Origin of the sequence: Spiroplasma sp. ChiS, from assembly GCF_002968355.1 — a bacterium.
Lineage (GTDB): Bacteria > Bacillota_I > Bacilli_A > Mycoplasmatales > Mycoplasmataceae > Spiroplasma > Spiroplasma citri.
This window is the reverse complement of the sequence record NZ_PUUH01000320.1, coordinates 1-4,388: the sequence shown is the minus strand read 5'-3', so window position 1 is coordinate 4,388 and position 4,388 is coordinate 1. Positions and strand designations below refer to the sequence as shown.

The following is a 4,388-nucleotide window of genomic DNA, read 5'->3' as shown; positions in this document are numbered from 1 at the left end:
TATTTTATTATCTTCATAAATAACAATACCAGTAGTACCAATTCTTGTTTATGAATTATTTTATTATCTTCATAAATAACAATACCAGTAGTACCAGTTCCTGATGGGTCAATACCTATTTTTATCAAGTTGCTCACTCATCATCATAATCATTATTAACTGCTGGTACTACATTTGAGATATCTTCTTCTTTAGCTACATTATCGTTAGTGTCCGCTATTTCTGTATAAGATTGGGTAATTTTTGCGACATCAATATCTTTAAATGAAATATATTCAAAATTACCATCTTCTTTAATTTCTTTTTCATCTAAATCAATATCAGATATATCAATTCCCATTTCTAATGCTAATTTACGATATAATTTAGCTTCAACCATTTCTTTTGGTCATTTATTTCAAGGTGAATATTCACTATTTCCACTTGGACTACTATTTTTTAAACGATCAATATCTGCTTTTCTTAATAAAATACCTTGATAATTTCCATTTTTATCTTTTGCAAAAGCATAAGCACCAATAATTTCATTATAATCACTAGTATTTGCATTAAAATTAATTTCATGCATTTTTGGACAAGAATTTATAGCATCTCATTCAAATTTTTCATCTTTAAATATAATTGCTTTTCTTGGACTATACCCTGCTTCTTCAATTCTTTTACAATAAACTTTACTATCAATAACAGTAGTTAATTTATTTTTAAATGGAATAATATTAAAATCTTTACCAAAAATTAACCATTTATTACTTAATTTAATAATTCCTAATGCTGTTATTTTAGCATTATCAGCAGTATTAACTAATTGCATATAACTTTGTCCATTTTTCATTTTTAATTCTTCAAGTGCTAAAATATTTTCTTTTAAATATTTATCATTAACTTTTAATTCATATTTAATAATTGCACCTTTAATATATTGTTGTAATTCATTTGTCATTTTATTTCACTCCTTTAATTTGAATATTTATTCCTTTAATACCAACTACTTTATTATCAGTATTTGTATCTCATTGTGCTTTAATTGTATTTTTAACTAACTTTTCATCAACAATTAAATATTTAATTAATTTTTTTAATTCATATTGATTAGCATTTTCTAAAAAATCATCATCAATCCCTAATATTTCAATATCTTTTATTAATAATTTTTCTTTTATTAAATTAATACCAACTTTTTTTAATTGTATTGGTTCTAATGATTTATCAATTTGCACAATTTGTTCCATTACACGAACTTGTTCATCTTGAATTTGGTCTATATCAAGACCCATATCTGGTGTTAAACTATTTRCTTTTTCAATTAATTCTTGTTTTTTTAATTCTTGTTCTTTTAAAAACTCTTGTTGTTTTTGTTTACGAGCTTGTGTTAAATTATTATTAATTTCAACTCTGTATCTTTYAATATAATTCCTATAATTAGTAATTATTTTACCAATTCTATTATGTTCATCTAATAATTTTTGAATAGGTTCTAATCATTCTTTAAAAACAAAATTATTTTTAGTAATAGCACTTGGAATATCTTTTAAATGCACACCTTGATAATCATTTAATGCATAATGATTAATATGTGTAAAAATATACTCAGTTAATTCTTGTTTATTTTCTTCTTTAAATTTTTGAACATTATATGCTAAAATACTTTCATTTTTAAAATCATCTCCTTTTAAAGGAAATTGAAATGTAATACTATTTACTCTATTTTTTACAATATCATTCATTATTCACCCTCCTTACTAGGTAATTTGTAATATTTAGAATTATCTTTTAAACAATAATCATAATCATTGCCCCAACGTTGCATTGAACCATTTACATAATACATTTCAGCTAAAACATCAAAATCTTCTTTATATAATATTTGTTGTTTTAATTCATCAAGTTCTTTACCTAAATTTTGATTAAAATAATGTGCCATTTCTAATTGTTCTTTAAGTGCTTCATTTTCTTATTTAATTGCTTGAATTTTGCTATTAAGTGCATCAATTAATTCTGTTATATTCATTATTCATCCTCTTCAATAACAGTTAATTGGTCTAATTGTTCTTTTGTAATTTTAATACCTTGTAAATCAGCGCCAGATAAATCAGCACCTCGTAAACAAGCATCTTGTAAATTAACACCTATTAAATCAGCGCGATGTAAATCAGCACCTCGTAAATCAGGAACTTGTAAATCAGCAAAACGTAAATCAGCACCTTGTAAATATAATACTTCTTCTTCTAAATAATCACTTATTTTATCTTGTTCAACATCAATTCCAGTTAAATCTTTTATCATTTCGTGTAATGTTTTCATTTTATAATTCCTCCCCACATGTATGATAATTCAAATAAGAAAAATTATTTTTGATATATTTTACATAATCACATATCATTTCAAATTCACCCTCTATAATTGATAACTATTGACCATTGTTTTGATTTAGAATATTTACATTCTTGACAATGATCACAATCACATTCAATTCATTGTTCTAAATCACAATAATCATTAATTCTAAATTTATCTTTATATTTTGTATTAAATTCTTCTTTTGTCATATTAAATTTCCTCCAAATTCTTTTCTGCAATTAAAGTATCAATATAGTCATAAGCACTTTCTTCTGAATGACATTCTTCTAATGCTTCATTAAATAAATCTTCTTCTGTGTAAACTTTGCCATCTTCATCTTTTCACATATTATTTATCTCCTTTATTTGTAATTCTTTGCATATTTCGCATTTTAAAAACTTTCTTTATTAATTTGATTAAAAATTTTTTCTAATTCAGCATAAATTATTTGCTTCATAGTATTTTGCCCATATCCATCAAATTCACCATCATTTATTGAAATTAATAATTTAGCAATATTTCTTTTTATTTTTTCCATATTATTTATCTCCTTGTCATTTAATATTTTTATCTTCTAAATCAATAATGGTTGTTTGAAAACAACTTTTATTTTTAGCAGTATATTTTGCTTCTTCTAATGTATAAAATAATTCAGTATCTATTCCAGTAAATGAACTATTTGTTATTAATAAATATCTTTTTTCCATAATTTAACTCCTCCTAATTCTTTTTATTTAATGCTCAATGTTCATCAGTAATTTCATCTTTTGAAACTAGATAACTTCTAAGCATTAATTCATTTATTTTGTTGATAATTTTTTTATTTAACTTTTTCATTTTTACCTCCTTATTATTAATTTTGGTAATTGTTGGTATATTAACTACAATGTTCTACAATTTGTAGTTGTTTGTAGTATTAAGTACCTCCTCATCAAGTCCCCACTAGTAGATTAATTAAGAAATCCTTGCCCAGTTCTTAAAAGAACAAGCTTCTACGCACACGATTTTATTTTTTCTTGTTAATTAATAGTTATGAATACAGCACTATCTGTTTATCTTAATCAAAGTCATTAATAATTTAAAAAATCGCAAAAAACAAGTTAACAGCTCTAATGGTTTCGTGCCGGCGAAATGCCTTGCTGGGGAACCTTCCCTAAAAAATATGTAATTGTATAAAATTAAACACTTGTAGAGCCAATATATTTAATTTGTAAAGTTGTTTTTCAAATAAAAAAACAACCCTTTAACAAGAGTTGCTTTTTTCCTACTTCATCCTTTATTCTACAAAAATTAAAAAAATTTGTATTTATTCAGTCGTATTATAGTAAATAAATAATGTTGAACTTCTCTATCTTGTTGATCTTTAACCTCATCAAACACAAGAGAGTAGCAGACTCACAACAGGAATAAGATTGTTCACATAATATTTAAGGAATTTGCTACGACTGAATAAATAAAAATTTGTATGTATTATAACATAAACTATTTTAAAGACAATATAAATTGTCTTTTTTTATTTGACAAATAATTTTAATGACGGTATCATCACGACGACAATAAATGATGGGGTTAATTATTATTGTTAAGGCTGGTGATTTTTTATGTTAGATAATAATGAAAATAATAAGGTGGTTAAATTATGGCAATAGTTTTAAAAACATTTCCTAATTGTAATGTAGAAGCGTGTGATGATGGAATTATTCAAGATTTTTTTGCTAGTTTTTTTGTTAAAGATAAAAATATTATTTTTTTAAACGAAGAAAAAAGTTAATAAAAAGACACCTTGGAAATAAAGTTGTTTTTAATCAAACATATATATTAATTTATGGGCGAATTATTGAAATTGAAGAAGATACAGAATATGAATTACAAGCAACCAGTGGAAATTCAATTAAAAAAATTATTTTTAAACAGAATATGAATTACAAGCAACCAGTGGAAATTCAATTAAAAAAATTATTTTTAATATTAATTTAAGAACAAAAAAGAATGAAATTAAAACACTAACAAACGAATTATTAAATGAAAGTAATTTATCATGAGAAGATAT

The 4,388-nt window shown here is 23.7% G+C and carries 9 protein-coding genes; 1 reads left to right on the top strand and 8 read right to left on the bottom strand.

Features of this window, described 5'->3' with window-relative positions; translation table 4 throughout:
• Nucleotides 1-121 precede the first annotated feature (121 nt).
• The 8 genes from C6B38_RS09215 to C6B38_RS10460 all read right to left on the bottom strand — a co-directional run bounded on the left by C6B38_RS09215 (nt 122) and on the right by C6B38_RS10460 (nt 3,045).
• Nucleotides 122-940, bottom strand: a complete 819-nt coding sequence (locus C6B38_RS09215; protein WP_105299404.1) for a recombinase RecT — start codon at nt 938-940, stop codon at nt 122-124.
• Between the two features lies 1 nt (nt 941).
• A complete protein-coding gene (locus C6B38_RS09210) occupies nt 942-1,724 on the bottom strand; it encodes a hypothetical protein (RefSeq protein ID WP_105299403.1) in 783 nt (260 codons plus the stop codon).
• Complete coding sequence (locus C6B38_RS09205) at nt 1,724-1,921, bottom strand: hypothetical protein (protein WP_105299402.1); 198 nt, start codon at nt 1,919-1,921, stop codon at nt 1,724-1,726. Before C6B38_RS09205 ends, C6B38_RS09210 begins: the two co-directional genes overlap by 1 nt.
• Nucleotides 1,922-2,007: 86 nt before the next feature.
• Nucleotides 2,008-2,301, bottom strand: coding sequence for a pentapeptide repeat-containing protein (locus C6B38_RS09200; RefSeq protein WP_105299401.1), 294 nt, complete (start codon nt 2,299-2,301; stop codon nt 2,008-2,010).
• Between the two features lie 44 nt (nt 2,302-2,345).
• Complete coding sequence (locus C6B38_RS09195; protein ID WP_105299400.1) at nt 2,346-2,546, bottom strand: hypothetical protein; 201 nt, start codon at nt 2,544-2,546, stop codon at nt 2,346-2,348.
• 1 nt (nt 2,547) lies between these two features.
• Nucleotides 2,548-2,685, bottom strand: a complete 138-nt coding sequence (locus C6B38_RS10470) for a hypothetical protein (RefSeq protein ID WP_162475858.1) — start codon at nt 2,683-2,685, stop codon at nt 2,548-2,550.
• A 44-nt stretch (nt 2,686-2,729) separates the two neighbouring features.
• Nucleotides 2,730-2,876 carry a hypothetical protein gene (locus tag C6B38_RS10465; RefSeq protein WP_162475954.1) on the bottom strand — a complete coding sequence of 49 codons (147 nt, stop codon included), beginning with the start codon at nt 2,874-2,876 and terminating at the stop codon, nt 2,730-2,732.
• 1 nt (nt 2,877) lies between these two features.
• On the bottom strand, nt 2,878-3,045 hold the full coding sequence (locus C6B38_RS10460) for a hypothetical protein (protein ID WP_162475953.1): 168 nt from the start codon (nt 3,043-3,045) through the stop codon (nt 2,878-2,880).
• A gap of 932 nt (nt 3,046-3,977) precedes the next feature.
• Here C6B38_RS10460 and C6B38_RS12055 point away from each other — a divergent pair.
• Nucleotides 3,978-4,109, top strand: coding sequence for a hypothetical protein (locus C6B38_RS12055; protein ID WP_255401147.1), 132 nt, complete (start codon nt 3,978-3,980; stop codon nt 4,107-4,109).
• Nucleotides 4,110-4,388 lie beyond the last annotated feature (279 nt).